This window comes from Streptomyces sp. NRRL WC-3549 (assembly GCF_000721935.1).
In the GTDB taxonomy this organism is placed as follows: Bacteria; Actinomycetota; Actinomycetes; order Streptomycetales; family Streptomycetaceae; genus Streptomyces.
This window is the reverse complement of record NZ_KL585386.1, coordinates 54,302-55,419: the sequence shown is the minus strand read 5'-3', so window position 1 is coordinate 55,419 and position 1,118 is coordinate 54,302. Positions and strand designations below refer to the sequence as shown.

Genomic DNA, 1,118 nt, shown 5'->3' with positions numbered 1-1,118 from the left:
GGGGCCGCGTGCCGGTACACGCCGGGGTCCGCGCGGGCCGCGCCGTGGGCCGGCAGGGCGGCGCACGGCGCACACGACGCTGGACGCCGAGCCGGAGAGGGCCGGCCCTCGGGGCGTGCGAAGGGCTCCGTGCCGGGCGCCGCCCCACGGCGGTCGCCCGCCGCCCTCAGCGGCCCGGGGCCGCCGCGCCCGGTACGAGCGTCCGCACGAGCGCGAACAGCCGGTCCTCGTTCCCCGCGAGGCCCGCCCTCCGCAGGGCCTCGTCGGCCTCCTCGATCGGTGAGGCCAGCAGCGGCATGTAGACCGGGGTCTCGTCCGGTTCCGCGAGCACGGCGCGGGTCGCCTCCAGCAATCTCACGTACGCCTGGGCCGCGGTCACTTCGGCATCGCGCATCTCAGCATCTCCCCGTCGAAGGTGTCGGTCCGTCAAGCATCCCGCACGGGTCTGACAATGCCCGCGAACCGTACGGGGAGCGTTCACCGCACCCGCTGACGCGCGGTCCCCGCCGGGGGCTCGACCTCCAGGAAGCGCCGCCGCTTCGGTCCCCGGTACAGCAGCGGTGTCCAGCCCGCCTCCCTCAGCACCGTGAGGCACCGGCCCAGTTCCTCCTCCTCGTCGTGCACCGCTCCGCTCCCCGGCGGACCGGCCCACTCGACGCGCACCGCCCCAGGGGCCTCGCCCGCGCACACGCGGTACCCCGTGGCCGTGCGCTCACCGGACGGCCCGGTCGCGGACGCGGGTATCCCCGCGGCCTCAAGGACGAGAGCCACCGCACGCACCGGCCGGTGCAGCTCCCACTCGGCGGGAACGCTTTCCGGGGCCGGGTGTTCGGCGCGGGTGAGCCGCCGGATCTGCACCATCCCCTCGAAGGCGGCCCGCACCGCCGCGGCACGCCTCTCGGGCGGCTCCGGCACCGGCGGGCCGTCCCCGGTGGAAGGCTCGAACGGGTCCCTCCGCGCATCGTCCACACCCTGTCCCTCCGCCGGTCCGGTACGCCAACCACCAGTGTGCGCCGTCCCACTGACACCGAGGGGGCCGTACACAGGCGCACGGCCGGTTAGGGTTGGCGCTCAGCGACGTACCCGGAGGAACCAGCGCGTGCCCGACACCGAGCCGA

2 protein-coding genes are annotated in these 1,118 nt (G+C 76.0%); both read right to left on the bottom strand.

The window, feature by feature from the left end; all coding sequences use genetic code 11:
- Positions 1 to 166: 166 nt before the first annotated feature.
- Positions 167 to 394, bottom strand: coding sequence for a hypothetical protein (locus IH13_RS0104575; protein ID WP_031081202.1), 228 nt, complete (start codon positions 392 to 394; stop codon positions 167 to 169).
- 83 nt (positions 395 to 477) lie between these two features.
- Positions 478 to 969, bottom strand: a complete 492-nt coding sequence (locus tag IH13_RS0104570) for a hypothetical protein (RefSeq protein WP_031081200.1) — start codon at positions 967 to 969, stop codon at positions 478 to 480.
- Positions 970 to 1,118 lie beyond the last annotated feature (149 nt).